This is a genomic window from Cohnella cellulosilytica (assembly GCF_042431195.1).
Taxonomy (GTDB): Bacteria; Bacillota; Bacilli; order Paenibacillales; family Paenibacillaceae; genus Cohnella; species Cohnella cellulosilytica.
The window spans coordinates 28,102-45,207 of sequence record NZ_JBHMDN010000012.1 but is presented as its reverse complement, the minus strand read 5'-3'; the positions used below and the strand labels follow the sequence as shown (position 1 = coordinate 45,207).

12 protein-coding genes are annotated in these 17,106 nt (G+C 60.0%); 5 read left to right on the top strand and 7 right to left on the bottom strand.

The annotated features are described in order from the left end of the window. Positions 1-4 precede the first annotated feature (4 nt). From ACFFT4_RS08570 to ACFFT4_RS08560, 3 genes are all read left to right on the top strand, one after another. Positions 5-523, top strand: a complete 519-nt coding sequence (locus ACFFT4_RS08570; RefSeq protein ID WP_378046760.1) for a GNAT family N-acetyltransferase — start codon at positions 5-7, stop codon at positions 521-523. A gap of 68 nt (positions 524-591) precedes the next feature. After that, entirely contained in the window at positions 592-5,256 is a 4,665-nt protein-coding gene (locus ACFFT4_RS08565; RefSeq protein WP_378046759.1) for a DEAD/DEAH box helicase, read from the top strand. Between the two features lie 70 nt (positions 5,257-5,326). After that, positions 5,327-5,680, top strand: coding sequence for a PH domain-containing protein (locus ACFFT4_RS08560; protein WP_378046758.1), 354 nt, complete (start codon positions 5,327-5,329; stop codon positions 5,678-5,680). Positions 5,681-5,741: 61 nt separating this feature from the next. On the opposite strand, the gene ACFFT4_RS08555 is transcribed toward ACFFT4_RS08560, so the two are convergent. The 4 genes from ACFFT4_RS08555 to ACFFT4_RS08540 form a co-directional block, all read right to left on the bottom strand. Further along, positions 5,742-6,383 carry a metal-dependent hydrolase gene (locus ACFFT4_RS08555; protein WP_378046756.1) on the bottom strand — a complete coding sequence of 214 codons (642 nt, stop codon included), beginning with the start codon at positions 6,381-6,383 and terminating at the stop codon, positions 5,742-5,744. Between the two features lie 174 nt (positions 6,384-6,557). Beyond that, on the bottom strand, positions 6,558-7,706 hold the full coding sequence (locus ACFFT4_RS08550; protein WP_378046754.1) for a Ger(x)C family spore germination protein: 1,149 nt from the start codon (positions 7,704-7,706) through the stop codon (positions 6,558-6,560). Further along, positions 7,703-9,181, bottom strand: coding sequence for a spore germination protein (locus tag ACFFT4_RS08545; protein WP_378046752.1), 1,479 nt, complete (start codon positions 9,179-9,181; stop codon positions 7,703-7,705). The genes ACFFT4_RS08550 and ACFFT4_RS08545 overlap by 4 nt, the downstream gene beginning before the upstream one ends. Continuing rightward, the gene (locus ACFFT4_RS08540) at positions 9,178-10,272 is read right to left on the bottom strand and encodes an endospore germination permease (RefSeq protein WP_378046750.1); all 1,095 of its coding nucleotides are present in this window, start codon (positions 10,270-10,272) and stop codon (positions 9,178-9,180) included. Before ACFFT4_RS08540 ends, ACFFT4_RS08545 begins: the two co-directional genes overlap by 4 nt. A 249-nt stretch (positions 10,273-10,521) precedes the next feature. Between ACFFT4_RS08540 and ACFFT4_RS08535 the strand changes: the two genes are divergently transcribed. After that, positions 10,522-11,703, top strand: coding sequence for a glucosaminidase domain-containing protein (locus ACFFT4_RS08535; RefSeq protein WP_378046748.1), 1,182 nt, complete (start codon positions 10,522-10,524; stop codon positions 11,701-11,703). Here ACFFT4_RS08535 and ACFFT4_RS08530 read toward each other — a convergent pair. The 3 genes from ACFFT4_RS08530 to desA all read right to left on the bottom strand — a co-directional run bounded on the left by ACFFT4_RS08530 (position 11,696) and on the right by desA (position 14,589). Then, entirely contained in the window at positions 11,696-12,301 is a 606-nt protein-coding gene (locus tag ACFFT4_RS08530) for a response regulator (protein ID WP_378046746.1), read from the bottom strand. The two genes, ACFFT4_RS08535 and ACFFT4_RS08530, sit on opposite strands and share 8 nt — an antisense overlap. Continuing rightward, positions 12,298-13,443 (bottom strand): sensor histidine kinase, encoded by a 1,146-nt coding sequence (locus tag ACFFT4_RS08525; protein WP_378046744.1) that lies wholly within the window; start codon positions 13,441-13,443, stop codon positions 12,298-12,300. The genes ACFFT4_RS08530 and ACFFT4_RS08525 overlap by 4 nt, the downstream gene beginning before the upstream one ends. Positions 13,444-13,518: 75 nt before the next feature. Beyond that, complete coding sequence (desA, locus tag ACFFT4_RS08520; protein ID WP_378046743.1) at positions 13,519-14,589, bottom strand: Delta(5) desaturase DesA; 1,071 nt, start codon at positions 14,587-14,589, stop codon at positions 13,519-13,521. Between the two features lie 190 nt (positions 14,590-14,779). Here desA and ACFFT4_RS08515 point away from each other — a divergent pair, with 190 nt between their 5' ends. After that, on the top strand, positions 14,780-17,047 hold the full coding sequence (locus tag ACFFT4_RS08515) for an ATP-binding protein (RefSeq protein WP_378046742.1): 2,268 nt from the start codon (positions 14,780-14,782) through the stop codon (positions 17,045-17,047). Positions 17,048-17,106 lie beyond the last annotated feature (59 nt).

Below are 17,106 nucleotides of genomic sequence, written 5' to 3'. Positions count from 1 at the left end.
CGCTATGTCTTTTTTTACAAGCATTGAACGGGCGGAACCGGAAGATACTACCGATATTATGCGATTGCTGGTGAATACGGCGGAATGGCTGCTGCGCAAAGGCTCGACGCAGTGGAGCGCCCTGCTTCGGGGCGAAGATACCTATAATACGCCGGAAGCGGTCAACCGCGGCGAGGTGTACATTTTCAGAAACGACAGAGATATCGCGGGCATGGTGATTTTGATGGAGGAGCCCAACGCCTGGGACCGTCATCTATGGGCCGGGAAGGCCGAGGACGGCTCGGCGGTCTATTTGCACCGGCTTGCGGTTAACCGCAAATATGCGGGGCGCGACGTCGGCAAACAGATTATGCTGTGGGCCGAAAACGCCGCTCCGGAGCAGCTGGGCAAGAGACTCATCCGGCTGGACTGCATGGCGAGCATTCCGGCGCTTAACGAGTTTTATCGCAAATTAAACTACGATTACGTGGGCGACGGCGTCAACTCCACGGGAACCTACAGCATGTACGAGAAAAGAGTATAGAATTGAACCTCCCGACCGCGCCCGCAACGAAGCGCGGTCGGGACGTTTTTATAAGGAGGACGGGACGGGTGGCGAACAGTAATCCGAAGATTCCGTTTCACCCCGTGCTTTCCGGGTGGTTTGCCGAGACGTTCGGCGAGCCGACGGACGTGCAGAAGCAGGCGTGGCAGGCGATTGCGGAAGGCCGGCATACGCTGATCGCGGCGCCGACCGGGTCCGGGAAGACGCTGGCCGCGCTGCTGCCCTGCCTCGACCGGGTTGTGCGAGCCAAGTCGGATCCGTCGCGGCGCGAGGCGGCGGGCGTGCGCATTTTGTACATTACGCCGCTTAAGGCGCTGAACAACGACATTCATCATCACGCGCTCGGGTTTGTCGAACAGCTTCAGGCACGGGCGGAGGCGAGCGGCGCGGCGTGGCCCGGCATTCGCAGCGAGGTGCGCACGGGCGATACGAGCGCGAGCAAGCGGGCCGCGATTTTGCGGCGTCCGCCCGAGCTGCTCGTAACGACACCCGAATCTCTCTATCTGCTGCTCACGTCGGAGAAAGGCCGGGCGATTTTGGCCGCGGTCGAGCAGGTGATCGTCGACGAGATTCACGACGTCGCCGCGGACAAGCGCGGCGCCCATCTGTCGCTGTCGCTGGAACGGCTCGAGCGGCTTGGCGGGCGGCCCGTGCAGCGGATCGGCGTATCCGCCACGCAGAATCCGCTTGAACGGGTAGCGAGGTTTCTCGGGGGCTGGGAGCCCGGCAGCCGGGAGGAAGCAGGGGCCGGACACGGCACGAAGGCAACAGAAACCCAGCGTGATACGGTGGCAACTAAAACCGGGCGCAGTACGGAGGAAGCAGGAGCCGGGCGCGGAATGGAGACTGCGGGGCAACCGGAGATGAAGCCTCGTCCCGTTGCGATTGTGGAAAGCCGGATGAGCAAGAGCATGAGCGTGTCGATTACGATGCCCGATCAGAGCCAGCCCGCCGCGACGCGGGAGGCGGTATGGCTGCCCTTGCTCGATCGGATCATGAAGGAGATGGAGGGCTGCCGCTCGGTGCTGCTGTTCGTGAACAGCCGCAGGCTGTGCGAGCGGCTGTGCCTGCGGCTTAACGACCACGTCGGCTACGAGATGGCCCGCTCGCATCACGGCAGCATCTCGCGGGAGCGCCGGCTTGAGGTTGAGCGGATGCTCAAGGAAGGAAGCCTGTGCTGCATCGTCGCCACGTCTTCACTGGAGCTGGGCATCGACGTCGGCCACATCGACCTGGTCATCCAGCTCGATTCTCCGCTGGAGGCGTCCAGAGGCATTCAACGCATCGGACGGGCCGGGCATGCCGTCGGGGAGGCGAGCCGCGGCCTGCTGTTGGCGAGGCAGAAAGCGGTGCTGCCGGAGCTGGCCGTGCTCGGAAGATTGATCGCCCGCCGCGAGATCGAAGAGATTCGCATTCCCGAAGCTCCGCTTGACGTGCTCACGCAGCACATCGTCGCGATGGTCGCGGTGGAGGATTGGGAGCTTGGCGACCTGCTCCGGCTCGTTCGGCAGAGCGACAGCTACCGGGATTATCCGCAGCGCCGGCTGGAGAGCGCGCTGCAGGTGCTGTCCGGCTATTATCCGTTCGCCCGGCCGCTGCTCGACTGGGACCGCGCTGCGAATCGGCTGACGAAGAGAAGCAATACGGCCATGGCCGCGGTGACCGGCGTCGGAACGATCCCCCAGAGCGGCAACTATCCGGTGCACCATCTGGAGAGCCGGGCCCATCTCGGCGAGCTGGACGAGGAGTTTATTCAGGAAAGCCAGGTCGGCGACGTTTTTCAGCTCGGGACAAGCTCGTGGATGATCCGGGAAATTCGCAACGACCGCGTGTACGTGGCCGAAGCCGGCAATCGCTTCAGCGAAATCCCGTTCTGGCGCAACGAGGCGGGAAGCCGGCCCTACGAGCTGGGACTGAAGGTCGGCGTCTTCGTGCGGGAGCTGGCGGACGGACTGGGGCTGGAGGACGAGACGGACGAGCGGGAGAAGAAGGAGCGGGAGCTGGCGGACGAGCGGGAACAGGAGGAGGAGAAGAGGGAACGGGAGCTGACGGATGAGCGGGAACAGGGGCAGAAGAAGAAGGAGCGGGAGCAGGCGGACGAGCGGGAGCAGGAGAAGAAGGAGCGGGAGCTGGTGGACGCGGCGTGCGAATGGCTCGGCGGGCATTACGGGATGGATCGTATCGCCTCGGAGCAGCTGATCGAGCTTATCCGCTCGCAGAGCCGTGCCTGCGCGCTGCCTACCGACCGGCAGATCGTCATCGAGCATTACCGCGACGTCATGAACCAGACGCATGTTATCGTGCACAATCTGTGCGGAAGGACGGTCAACCGGGCTTGGCTGCTGGCGATCAAGCGGCAGTTCGAGCAGCTGCTGCCCTACCGTCTGTACGGCAACGCCAAGGACAACGGCATCGAATTCGTGCTGCCGGAATGGGACGCCTCCTGGCTGCAGGCGATTCGCCAGGTGACGCCGGGCAACCTGGAACTGCTGCTGACCGAAGCGATCTCCGATTCGCCGCTGCTCGGCATCGCCTTTCGCCGCATCGCCGAGAACAGCCTGCTGCTGTCCCGCAGTTTTACCCGCACGCCGCTATGGCAGAAGCGTCTGCGCAGCGAAGAGCTGCTCAGAAGCGCCCTCCCCTATGCGGAGAGCTTCCCGTACCTGCGCGAGGCGATGTCGGAATGCCTGCGCGACTATCTGGGCATCGATCAGCTCCGGGAATGGCTGACGAAGCTGGTTTCCGGCGAAGTTGCCGTCGTCGTGAAGGAGACGGCTTATCCGTCTCCGCTGGCCGCCCAGTTTATCGCCGACTACGTGAATATGCAGGTTTACGAAGGGGACGGATTCGACGAGTCGACGCGGCTTCGGCTGCTGGGCATCAGCAAAGAGATGGCGGCGCAAATTTTCGGCGGAGCCGACCTCGGACAAGCCGTCAGCCCGGAGGTCGTCGAATCCGAGAGCCGCAGAATGAGCGATCCGGAGCAGGTGCCGGCCAATGCGGCGGATCTCGCGTCCCTGCTTAAGCGGAGGGGGGACTTGACCTCGGCGGAAATCGTCCGCTTGGCGGGCGAACCCGGTCTTGTCTGGCTGGGACAATTGCAGGAGCAGGGCCGCGCATCGGCGATCGACTTGGCCGGAGACGGGGAGTTCCGCTGGATCGCGGCCGACGAAGCGGAGACGTACGCGGCATTCCCGGAGACGCCGGAATCGGTTTTGTTCGTGCTGGGAAGATACGCCGAGCACGTCGTTTCGTTCACCGAAGCGGAGCTGTGCGAGCGTTATCCCGCGCTGTCGCTCCCCAAGGCCAGGGAGGCCGTCGAGGAGCTGCTCGACAAGGGTGTGATCGAGCGCGCGCCGCATGCCGTCAGCGACGAGGAGCGGCTGTGGACGAGCGCGAAGGTCGCTTCCCTGCTCGTCCGGCTGTCGATCCGTCAGGCGCGGAGCAAGGCCGAGCCGATCGATCCGGCCAGATGGTGCGGCCAGATCGCGCTGCGGCAGCATGCGTGGCAGGGGGCGCAGCTGCAGGGCAGCGAAGGGCTGCTGACGGTGCTGGAGCGGCTGCAGGGCCTGTTCCTCCCGCTGTCGCACTGGGAGACGATCGTGCTGCCGACGCGGGTAACCGGTTACCGCAAGGAATATCTCGACCAGCTGTGCGCCTCGGGCGAGCTGGTCTGGATCGGCCGCAAGGAGGAAGGGGACAAGGAAGGGAAGGTCGCCTTCTTCCTGACGGAGTCGCGGCCGCTCTACGCCGCTTTTCTGGAGGAGGCGGCCGGCAAGCCGTCCAGGCATCCCGAGCTGCTGGGGCGCATCGAGGACGGCGGGGCGAGTTTCCTGACCCGGCTGAGCAGGGAGGAGGGCAAGACGCCTTCCGAATTGCTGCCCGATCTGCTGGACCTGGCATGGGAAGGACGCGTGTCCAACGACCAATTCGCTCCGCTGCGGCTGCAAGTCGGCGCGGCCAAGCCGAAGCAATGGGAGCGGGCCGGGTCCGGACAAGGCCGCTGGTACGCGACGAGCTCGCTGCTCGAGGGCGGCGGTCAAGCTGCCGAAGAAGGGCCCGGTCGTCCGGCCCCGCAGAAAGACTCGCCCGTGCTCGTATGGACGCATCATTTGCTTAACGTGTACGGATTGATCAACAAGGAGCTGGTCGCCAAGACGGCCCCGTATTCCTGGGAGCACTTTTACCCGACGCTCAAGAAGCTGGAGGAGTGGGGCGCGCTGACGCGCGGATCGTTCGTCAAGGGCGTATCGTCGCTGCAGTTCACGACGCGCGAGCTGAGCGAGTCGATTCGTCAGCCGCTGCCGGATACGGCGGAGCCTTCGCTGGCCGTGCTGGCCTCGGCCGATCCGGCGATTCCGTTCGGACTGCTGATGGATTGGCCGCGGGAGGAAGGGGGAGCGAGCTATGCGCGCAAGCCGGGCAACTTCCTCGTGATGCAGGGAGAACGGTGGCTGTTCTGGCTCGAGAACAACGGGAAGCGGGCGTTCGGGGCTCCGGGAGCGAGCGAGGGGCAGGAGGAGCCGGCGACCGAGCGGCAGGCGGCGATGCTGCTGCAGGCGTTCCAGGCAATTATCCGCAGCCGCAAGCTGGTGAAGATCAAGGTCGACAGCTGGAACGGCCGGCCGATTCTGGAGACCGATCTGGGCCGGAGGCTGCACGAGCTCGGAGGGGAGCGGGACATGCGCTCGCTCGTCTTCTGGTCGAAATAGGGGAAGCCAAGACGATCCGGATCGTGTACAATAAAATGAGCGTTCATCCAATTTCATGGGAGAGATGGCCTTGTTGAACGAGAACGTGCTTTGGGAAGGGAAGCCCTTTAACTTCGGGTTCCCCAGCTTTACGCATTACCGCATTACGGAGCGCAGGATCATTGTGGAGAAGGGGATTTTCACGAAGCGCCGCGAAGAAATCCAGCTGTATCGCATTCGCGACATTACCTTGAAGCGCAACCTGCTCGAGAGAATGCTGAAAATCGGGGATATCACCGTCCTCTCCACCGATTCGACGGCGCCCAGCTATTTGCTGCGCAATGTGCGGGACAGCGTCAACGTATCCGACCTGCTGGGCCAGGCTGCCGAGAGCGCCCGCTTGAAATACAGAGCGCAAGAGCTGACGGAAATTCAAATCCAGTAATACGAGCAGGGGCCGCGCCCAACGTCGTCGCAAGACGACGGGCGCGGCCCCTGCCGGTTGATTAGCGAAGCTTGAACGGTTTCTTGTACAGCGGATACAGCCATTTCACCCCGCTTGGGGTCATCGTATCCGCAAGCAAGTGCGAGGCGTACCCCGCGACCGCAACGGCGGCGACGCCCACAATCCCGGATTGCCGCTCGAGTCCCCACCCGATCGCTCCCCACCCGATCAAAGCCCACAAAGTATGCGTCATTCCCCGATGCTTCAACCACGGAGCCCAGACGACGAATCCGCCGAGCCCGCCGAGCCAGTCGTATCCGTGCAGCCAGCCGAAGGCGAGCAGACCGCCGCCGGTCAGGCTGACGATCGCGTTGCGGATGACGCCCCGCTTGGCGACAAGGCCGAGCAGGAAGACGGAGATTGCGCAGCCGGCGTATACCGGGTCGAATCGGCCGGGAACGAACAGCAGGCAGACGAGACCGGCCATAAGCGTCAGTCCCACCGCCAGCGTCGCGTTCCTCAGCCATTTCGACAGCTTGGCGGCCTTGCGGCTGAGAATGCTCGGTCCGTCGAGATCCGCGCTCAGGGCGGACAGCCCGGCGACGGAGAAGTACAGCGCGGCGTGGCTTGGGCTAAACGGATAATAAGCGCAGGCCAGCGCGCCGATCGCGCAGCCGATAGCCAGATGTGTCGTTCCTTTCATTCATTCCTCCGCTGACTGGTCTTGTAGTAAGGTATGCCGCGTTAGCCGGCCATACGCTCGGGCAAACATATGTTTGCCTGACTATTATACAAGCAGATCAAGCGCGAGGGCAAGCCGAAGAGGCGGCTGCGACCGAAGTCGAGCGCCGCCTCTCGCATTTGGCATATTCCCCGATTATCGGAACCTTCCCTTGTATTTGCCCGTGTTGCGGATATCGATCTTCACGACGATTTTGCGAATGCACTCGTCGCTCAGCAGCTCCTGGTTCGTTTTGCGGAGCGCATGCCACTGTTTTGGATAGTTCCGATAGAGCGTCTCTCCCAGCATCAGCACATCGACTTTTTTGGCCAGGCCGTTGCGGAAGCTCTTCATAATCTCGTCCCTTACGACTTCTTCGGCGAGGCGCTCCAGTTCATCAAGGCTTACGTTTTCATTCAATTCTTCTACGGTCGCATCCAGCTTCAGACTCAGATCGAATACGGCATGGCCGTTTCGTACCCCGCTTTTGACGTTGTAGATCGGCTTGATGAGCACGAGAGCCGCCTTCGGTTTGCCTTCCGCGGGCACCCGGATGAGAGAACGCTGCAATTTCCGCTGCGTCCACCTCGTGCCGGCGAGCTCGTCCTCCGACAGCCAGGCGATCGCTTTCTGCCCTTTGAAGAAGAACGCCCCGTCGATCATCAGCATGGACGACGGCTTCTTATCCTCGCTCCACGCCTTTCGATTGATCGAGATCGACGGAAGCATGCCGGCTTCGGCGGGCTCGGTAATATTCGCGATAATCCGGTTCCCCGTCTTGGGAACGATAAACGAGCGCTGCGAGTACGTCTGCTCCGGCGAGAACATGATCGTATCGAGCGGAGACAGATTGAAAATGGACTTCTGGACGAACAGATCGGGCAAGCTCTCCTTCGTGCCGAAGACGAGAATATTGTAGCGGATTTCTCCGAAGCGATTGGCCGCGTTATACACCTCTTCGATCCCTCTGCGCAGCAGCCTCTCCGTACAGACGATCGTTTTCACATGTCCCCAGAAAATCCGCATTTGCGAGGTGGCATAGATGGAGGACAGCGATTCGCTTAACGTCGCGCCCTCGCCTCTGCTGACCCACACCGGCAAACTTTTGCCGATCTCCATCGATTCATTCCGGCCGACATTGCCGAAATTCAGAAATTGCACGTAGGTGATGTATTTTCCGTTGTCGTAATCCAAGCCGATCGCGGTGGCGTAGTCCATCGTCTGGATGTCCTTGGAGTTCCAGCAGGCGGTCAGCGTCAGAAGCAAACAGGCTGCGACGGCGGACTTGCCCCATCTGCCGATCATTTCCGCTCACCGTGGTGGTCGGGATCGACCGGGTCGATGATTCCGGGGCGCGTGGAGATACGGCTCCAGGGCGGACGCAGGTAAGAGGTGAACCAATCCTTCAGATTAAGCGGCGACATCGGCGACAGATACGGCACGCCGAACGAATGCAGCCGGGACAAATAAGCGACGAACAGAATCAGGGACAAAATCAAGCCGTACATGCCGATGAACGACGACACGAGGAAGATGGCGAATCGGACGACGCTTACGATCGTGCTGAGCGACTGGTTGACGAGCGTGACCGACGTCACCGCGGTAATCGCGCCGACGACGACGACCGAAGGAGACACGAGTCCGGCCCGGATCGAAGCGTCCCCGATAATGAGCCCGCCGACGACCGTCAGCGTCTGTCCGATCGTGCTCGGAAGCCGAACTCCCGCTTCGCGGAAAATTTCGATCAGGGACAGCAGGATGAACATCTCGATCTGGGCCGACATCGGCAGCCCGAGCCGCGCGCCGGCAATCGTCGCCATCATGCGGAAGGGAATCTGATCCTGATGGAACGCAACGAGCGCGACCCATAAGCCGGGCAGCGAAATGGAAAGGAACAAGCTGATATACCGGACGATGCGCGCGAACGAAATATAGGTGTAATTGAAATGGACGTCCTCGGGCGATTTCATCAGCAGAGACAAGCCCGCAGGACCGATCATCACCATCGGAATGCCGTCCACGATCAGAACGAACCGTCCGGCCAGCAGGCTGCTGACGACGTAGTCCGGCCTGCCGGTTATTGCGAAGGAAGGGAACACCGAATATTTGGAATCGGCCATCGCCTCCTCCAATTGGTTGATGCTGTACAACCCGTCGATGTCGATTCTGCTTATTCTTTTGCGCACTTCCATCAATATTTTCGGAGACAAAATGTCGTTGAAATAAATCAGCCCGACCTTCGTCTTCGTTCTTCTGCCGATCGTATACGTCTCGTAGTTCAAGCTGGTGCTGCGGATGCGCTTGCGGATCAGCGCTACGTTGACGACCAGCTCTTCCGTGAATCCGTCCTTGGGCCCTTTGATGGAAATTTCGGTATTGGATTCCTCCGGCGTGCGCTGCGGGCGATTGCAGATGTTCATCTTGTACAAGCGTCCGCTGGCGATAAACAGCAGCAGCACGTCGCCCTGGAACAAATATTCGGCCATGCGGTCGGCCGATTCGTCGGACTTCACCTCGATCAGCGGCAGCGCGCCGGCATAGCCTTGCGACTGCATGGCCGAAGCGTCTCCCTGCGCGTAAAACTGCTTCAGGTCGGGAAGCACGACTTTCCCGAACTGCTCGGTATCGCACAGGCCTTCGGCATAAACGAGCAGCACTTCGGAATCCGGCCTCTCCGTAAGCTTGCAGGGCATTATCTGCACGTCCGCGGAATCCGCGAACAGATCCCGCAATTTGGCTTGATCCCACCCGGCGGGAGGGTTCGTCGATCTCCGTCTCATGCCGCTCCTCCTTTGACCGGTTTGGCGAACCAGGATATAGACATCCAACAGAAAGATACGGCAAACGCCGCGGCAAGCGAAATCGGGAAGTAAAGGCGGTACATCCACAAATAAAAGGCGTACGCGTCGATCGGAAAGACGGACAGCGCGACGTAACTGAGCGCAATCAGCATAATGATCCGATTCCGCATAGCGTTCCTGCGGATTCGCAGCAGATCCAGCACGAGGAAAATCGACAGACTGATCCGCACGCACGCGCCGGCCAGCCACTGGTAGATGGAGAAAAAGTCGACGTGCTCCACATAGGAGCCCAGCTTGACCAGCCGCCACTGCTCGTAAGGGGAGACCATCTGCTTCGCCGCTTCGCTGGGGCCGAATTCCGTAATCGCTCCGATTAACGGTCCCAGCATGATGTAGACCATCAATGACGCATAGAGTATGACGTGCCAGGGCTTGATCCTGGTCTTGATATGCTGCTGCATCGCAATCAGAACGACAATCTCGATGAAACCGCCGCCCGCGTAGACCATGCCCTGCACGACCGGGTCCAAGCCGAACTCCAAATAAGGCTGGAGCAGATGGAAATCCTTCTGCGGATAATTCGACACTCCCGCGAACGTACCGAGCAGGATGACGAGCGGCAGCAGCACGCCGGACATGATCGCAATGACGCGGATGCCCCAGCTTGCATAGAGGGCGCACAACCCGGTTAAGACGATGGCCAGAACCGTTTTCGGCGTTCCCGGCAAGTAGTTGGTGATCGTCCAGGTCGCCGAATGAATCACGGTCATCGCGCCGATCAGATAGATCTGAATGCACAGCGGAATCGCCAGCGCCCACGCGACATACCGGTTCGTCTTGGCGGCGAGCCACGACCGCAGCTCCATCTGATCCGTTTTCCTTATGAACAAGGCCAACAAAAAGCACCATGGCACGAACAGCAGCCCGGCGGCGATAACAGCGATCCAGGAATCTCGCCCGGAGGCATCCAGCAGCATCGGGTTGACGATGACATGGTTGGTGAGTCCGTTGGTCAGCATAAGGATCGTGCAGGCCTGGAAAAAGTTGATCGTTCCGTTCGAAGCTCTCAATTCGAGACCACCTATGCCGTTGGTAATGTTTGCAACAACGCTATTATGCGCGAAACGGCCTCTTTCTATGTTCGGGCGGAGAACGCTGCCGGCACGGCTTTTGCGCCCCAATTATGAAAATTTTTTAATCGACAAATTAACAATTAATCTTCGCTTAAAGAATGACAAGCTTTGCGCTTGCATATATGTACAATCAAACCAACAACTGCGGACAGCTATCCCCAACATTAACGGAAGAGGTGTATCCTGATGCGTAAGATAACCATTCGCAAGTGGGTCGCGTGTATCGTCAGCGCGGCGCTAACGTTGACTTTGGGAATCAGTTACCTAACCACGAACGCCTATAGCGCAAGCGAGAATACCGGCATAACGTCGCAGGCCCCGATATGGCCGATCGGCGGGAGCTCCGCGCTGGCGCTTCTCGCCGATGCGGAGCCGGATTCCTCCGATCCGGCGAGCGATCAGGCCGAGAGGGAGCGGTCGTCCGCTTCCGAGCCGCGATTATACGAATACGAGGCGGCTGCGGACATGGAGCGATTCCATTCCGCGGCGGCATCCGCCGCTCCCGTCGCCATCGCCAAAGATCCCGACAGGGAAGTACATATTGCAGCATCCGCCAAACCGCAAACGCAGTTCTACGAGGTGACCGCTTATTTTCTGAACGTCAGGGCGAACGCTTATTCCAAGTCGAAAATCATTGACGTGGTGGAGAAGGGCACTCGGCTGGAGATCGTCTCGAAGACGGAAGGAGGCTGGCTGAGAATCAAAGGCGGCGGTTACGTGCACGGGGATTATGCGGAGCCGGCGGAAGGAACGTCGGAAGGCCCGGCGCAGGGGCGCGCGGAGGAACCGGCGGACGGAACGGTTTTACGGGGAGGAATCGCCATGCTGCCGCAGCTGACGGGTCCGGCGAAAACTGGGGACGAGGCGGCGGAAGATAAACCGGCTGCGGAGAAGCGGGTGGAAGCGGAGCAGGAGAAGGCGCCGGTATCGCCGACGTCGGCGGTAGAGACGGACTCCGGACTGACGGAGGAGGACATCGCCGTCATGTTCAAAGGCACGGAGCTGGCCGGTCACGGACTGGAGGAGGCGGTGCTGGAGGTCGAAGAGACTTACGGCATCAACGCCTTGTTCACGATTGCCGTCATGAAGCTGGAGAGCGGCAACGGCAGCAGCAGATTGGCCAAAAACAAAAACAATCTGTTCGGCTTGAACGCAACGGGCTCCGATCCTCATCGCCAAGCGTTCTCGTTCGAGACGAAAGGGGACAGCGTGAAAAAATTCGGTCAGCTTCTGGCCGACAAATATGTGGATAAAGGCTATACGACGATCGAAAAAATCGCCACCAAATACTGTCCGGCCAACTCGAAATGGCCGAGTCTGGTGAAAAACATTATGAAAAAGGACTACAAGAAGCTGCACATTATTTGAACCAGCCTTTTTCGTTAAACCTTTTGATCGCCTCGACCCGGTTGCTGACGTTCAGCTTGTCGAGGATGACGGAAATATAGTTGCGGATCGTACCGGTCGTCAGATAAAGCTGCGTCGCGATTTCCTTCGTATTTTTGCCGTCGGCGATCAGCTCGAGCACTTCCTTCTCGCGATCGGTGAGCGGGCTGCCTTGATCCTCCCGGTAGGCTTCGTCGACCAGCTCGGGCGCGTAGACGCGCCGGCCGGCCAGTACGCTGCGAATCGTGCTCGCCAGTTCTTCGCTCGGGCTGTCCTTGAGCAGGTAGCCGCTTACGCCGGCTTTAATGGCGCGCTCGAAATAACCGGTTCGCGCGAACGTCGTCAGAATGATGACCTTGCAGCCCGATTCCTTCAACCGCTCGGCCGCTTCGAGTCCGCTGATGCCGGGCATCTCGATATCCATAATGCAGACGTCGGGGCCGAGCTGACGAACGAGCTCGACGGCCGTCGCGCCGTTGGACGCCTTGCCGACGACCTGCATGTCTTCCTCCAGATCGAGCAGGGAGCCGAGGGCGCCGAGCAGCATCCGTTGATCTTCCGCAATGACGATGCGAATCATGACGATTCCTCCTTCGTGGGGCGCTGCAAAATTTGCGGGATCGTCGCGACCAGGGTCGTGCCTTCGCCCGTGGAGATGTCCAGCGTTCCGTTAATGAATTCGAGCCTTTCCTTCATGCCCTGGAGCCCGTGTCCTTGCCGGAAGTTCAGCCGCTCGGGCCGGCTTGCGCCATTATCGCGAACCTTCATGACGATCGCGGTGTCGCTCTGGCTCAAGGTGACCGTGCAGGCGGTCGCGCCGCTGTGCCTGACTACATTATTCACGGCTTCCTTCAGACACATGCTCATCACGTTCTCGGTCAACAGGGAAACTCTGCGCAGCGCGGGACTGCCTTCCAGCGTGAACTCGATCTGCGCCGCCAGCAGAATTTGCTTGATATGCCCGAGCTCGTCTTCCAATCGCGTTCCCCTCATCTCGGAGACGAGCAGCCGGACTTCCTGCAGCGCGGTTCGGGCCGTATGCTGCACGTCCTTGATCTCCGCGCGGGCGCGTTCGGGATTGGCGGCGATCAGCTTATGGGCCAGATCGCTCTTGAGCCCGATTAGCGACAGCTTCTGCCCGAGCGTGTCGTGCAGGTCGCGGGCGATGCGCTGGCGCTCTTCCAGCTTGACCAGCTCGGCAATGCGCTGGTTGGCGTCCTTGAGCTGCTCCTGCAGCGCGCCTTGCTTGTTGCGGTTATAGCTGCCGAGCGGCAGCAGGATGACGCCGAGCAGGCTGATCAGAATAAACGGAGTCTGCGTGATGAAGAACTTGTCCTGCATAATGAAGCCGACGTTCACGGCGATCAGGCTGGTGGCGATGTGAATCGTGTACAGCGTGATGAAGCCGGCTTTATTTTGCACGTTGCCGATGAAGAACGCCAGGAAGAAGGCGAAATAGGCGTAGCTGAACAGCAGCGTCATCGCGATCGAGACGGCGATCTGGACGCCCGTGCCGACGTACACCGGCCAGCCTTTGGCGTTCAAGGTCAACCGGTAGCAGATGAAGAACAGCACGATCATCAGGATGCCCGAGGCGATCTCGACGTTCGACGAGGAGCGGAAAATAAAATAGAAGGGCAGGATGCAGAACATCAGCCATACATAAGGGCTGATGCCGGTCGTCTTGGGGAAAATCTGAAATCGCTTGAGTCTTTTGTACATCGTAACGCTCCCCGTTAAGATCAATGGCCTTCCTATGGTTATATTACCATAAGAAGGCCGCAGGCTGACGGTCGGTTATGCGACCTCGTCGTTCGGCGCGGCTTCCGCCTTCCGCTCCGCGGAGCGGGCGCGCCCGTTCGCAGAGGTCTTCTTGAGCAGAGGCTTGATCTGTCCGAATGTAACGAAATCTTTTTTGTGTTCGTCCCACAGCTTGAACTTCAGCGAGGCGAAGCTCGAGCGCAGCGTGACGGTTGTCGCGTGCTGCAGCGGAGGCACGGAATTGTGCGCTTCCTCCAGCATGTAATTCGGCACTCGCGGGCTGAGATGATGCACGTGATGGAACCCGATGTTGCCGGTCAACCACTGCAGCGCCTTGGGGAGCTTGTAGTACGAGCTGCCTTCGACGGCGGCTTTCACGTAGCTCCATTCCGAATCGTGCTCGTAGTAGGTTTCCTCGAACTGATGCTGCACGTAAAACAGCCAGATGCCGGCGGCTCCGGACAGCCAGAAGATCGGGAGCTGCACGAGCAGGAAGGCCTCCCAGCCGAGCGCCCAGATAAGCGCTCCGTACAGAACGACGATGCCGACGTTCGTGATCCGGGTATTCCAGCGTTCGGCGCGTCTTGCGCCCTTGCGGTTGAAACGATATTCGAACAGGAAAACCGCGAACGGACCGATGCCGAACATGACGAGCGGATTGCGATAGACGCGGTAGCGGATTTTCGTCCACAGGGACGCAGCGACGTATTCGTCGACCGTCATCAGCCACATGTCGCCGACTCCGCGCTTGTCCAGGTTGCCGCTTGTGGAGTGATGAATGGAATGGCTGTGTTTCCATTGATGGTACGGAAACATCGTCAATATTCCCGTGAACGTGCCCAGAAGTTCGTTCGCTTTGCGATTTTTGAAGAACGATTGGTGGCAGCAGTCGTGAAACACGATAAAGATGCGGATCAGGAAGCCGGCCGCCAGAACGATAAAAGGCAGCGCCAGCCAATAGGAAACGGACAGGCTCCAATAAGCCGCCGCCCAGAGAAGGATAAACGGAGGAATCGTGTTCAACAGCTGCGCGAGGCTCGCTTTGGCATTCGACTTTTCATAGGGAGAGACGCTCTTTTTTAAACGCAGGGTGTTCGGATCGGCCATGGGTTCCTCCTTAAATATGAGCTTGATAGCTTTATTGTAGGGGATGCCGCGGCCCGCCGTTAGTCATAAGTGTCAGTAGACGCATATGACAAATGTCATATCGGAGCCCGATTTTTTGCCGGGAGAAAGAGGAATCTGCCGAACGATGTCTAATAGGGTATAGCATCACCCAGAGCCGGAGGCAAGGTTCGTGTCCATTAAAGTCAAGCTGTCGTTGATGATTTCGCTTATCGCGACGACGATTTTGTCGCTTAACCTGTCGCTTTACTATTATTCGACCAAGAACGAGCTGGAGAACAGCCTGCGGCAGGAGATGCTGGCGATCGCCAAGCAGATCGGCGTCAACCTGGACGCCGCCGACAAGTCGAAGCGGCTGATGGAGGAGGCGATCGGCGAGAAGCTGCGGGCGGTCGCGATCGCAGCCGAGAACGAGCTCGATCCGCGGATCGAACGCGTGCGCAACGAGCAGCTGGCGGAGCTGAGCCGCAAGCTGGGCGTGGACCATATTTCGCTGTGGAAGCGGACGGAAGGCGACATCAAGGTGCTGCGCTCGTCCGATCCGCTGGAGCTGAACATGGGCTCCAATACGATGGATTACTGGTACAAGGCGTTTAATCAGCTGCTGGACGAGCGGCAGGTGACTATTCCCCAGGGGCAGAAGCTGGACCACTACTGGTCGGGACCGTACCAATACGCCACTTCGGATCCGGACCAGATCCACAAGTGGGGCTACTATTACGACGGGACGACCGACTACATCATTAACCCTTACGTGAACGCGCAGATGTTTCTGGATTACGAGAATAAGGTCGGGACGAACGCGCTCATCGGCAGCGTAATGGCGGGCAATCCCGATATTTTGGCGATTGCGGGATTCGATCCGGAATTTTTCGGCAAACCGCAGATTATCAAGGTGAAAAAGGGCAAGTCGGTCCGCAATCTCGACGTGCGGGACGTTTCCTTCGGCGTGTACGCTTATGCGGACGAGCAGGACGTCGCTTATGTTCAGCGCGCCGCGGAGACCGGGGAGGTGGCCACCGCGAGGTTTAAGACGGGCGGACGGGAAGTGTTCAAGAGCTTTATTCCGCTCATGAACGAGAAGCCCTGCGTCGTCAGCGTCATTTTCGATTACGGCTCGGTCCGGGAAGTGCTGAGCCATCGGCTGCTGCAGCTATCTCTGATCTCCGCGGGTTTGCTGGCGCTCGCGGCAGGGGCCAGCTATTTTCTCGCGGGAGCGATGATTCGTCCTTTTCGGTTGATCGTCGCTTACGTCAACGAAATCGCGGTCGGCCGGTTCGGCAGGAGGCTCGAGACGCGCAGCCAGGACGAGCTCGGCACGCTGATTATGCGCGTGAACGCGATGGCGGACAATCTGCAGACGTATATGGGCAGACTCCGGGATTCGGCGGAGGAGCTCAGAAGCACGAAGGAATATTTGGAATCCTTCGTCAACCATACTTCGGACGCCATTCACGTCTCCGATTTGCAGGGCGCGGTTACGCAGGCGAACAGAGCGTTCGGCACGATCTACGGCTGGCGGCCGGAGGAAGTGCTGGGACGGGAAGCGCCGATCGTTCCGGCCGAGCTGAAGCGGGAAGGCGAGGCGATTCGCGCGCGCGTGGCGGCCGGAGAATCGGTGACCGATTACGAGACGGTCCGTCTGACGAAGGACGGCGGCCGGATCGACGTCAGCATTACGGTGTCGCCGATTCGCGACGGACGCGAGGACGTTGTGGCGATCGCGGAAATCTCGCGGAACATTACGGCGAGGAAGCAGTCCGAGGAAGTGATCCGCCGCACCGAGAAGCTGTCGGTTATCGGCCAGCTGGCCGCCGGCGTGGCCCATGAAATCCGCAATCCGCTGACGACGCTGCGCGGCTTCGTCCAATTGGGGCGGAAGCAGGGGACGCTGTCCGCCGCTTACCTGGACATCATGCTTCCCGAGCTGGACCGGATCAACCTGATCGTCAGCGAGTTTCTCGTGCTGGCCAAGCCGCAGCTCAGCCAGTTCAGGCCGACCGATATCGCCGAGCTGCTGCGGGACATTCTCTCGCTTCTGGAATCGCAGGCGAGTCTCGTGAACGTCAAGTTCAACGCTCAGCTGTCGCAGGATATCCCCCCGGTGCCCTGCGACGGCAATCAATTAAAGCAGGTGTTCGTCAACGTCGTCAAAAACAGCCTGGAGGCGATGGAGGACGACGGCGGGGAAATCCGCGTCGAGCTGTTCCACGACAAGGGCGAGGGGGACGTCGTCGTCCGGGTTACCGACCAGGGCAGAGGCATCGCGGAGGAGCATATGGCCAAGCTCGGCGAGCCGTTCTTCACCAGCAAGCCTGCCGGCAACGGACTCGGCCTGATGGTCAGCCAGCGCATCATCGCCAACCATCGCGGCGCGATCGGCTTCAGCAGCAAGCCGGGCATCGGCACCCGCGTGGAGATCAGGCTTCCATTGTCCTGATCTCCGGGAGGTTCAACGCGTTGTGTTGCTCGGGGAAGGAGCGGTCGGATACAATAAGG